Origin of the sequence: Rhizobium ecuadorense, assembly GCF_001187535.1 — a bacterium.
GTDB lineage: Bacteria > Pseudomonadota > Alphaproteobacteria > Rhizobiales > Rhizobiaceae > Rhizobium > Rhizobium ecuadorense.
Window position 1 is genome coordinate 1 of the sequence record NZ_LFIO01000922.1, and the last position, 233, is coordinate 233.

Annotated in this window: 1 pseudogene; it reads left to right on the forward strand. The window is 61.4% G+C overall.

The window, feature by feature from the left end:
* Positions 1-233 (forward strand): annotated as a pseudogene (locus AF337_RS16020) (sugar ABC transporter permease); the annotation flags it as partial.

Below are 233 nucleotides of genomic sequence, written 5' to 3' on the forward strand. Positions count from 1 at the left end.
GATCAATCTTCCCTATGGCTCCTGGCTCGTGAGTTTCGGCCAGATCATGGTCATGCCGGACCCGATCGCCTATCTGCTGGTAGCACTTGCCGGCATTGCGTTCTTCTTCTCCAGCTACCGCACGTCGGCGCGCCGGCGGGCGGCCGGCTTGTCGGCAAAATCGGCCCGCGGACTGCTTATCCGCGCTGTCATCATCACACTCGCCCTGGAAGGAGTCGCGTTCTATCTCAACC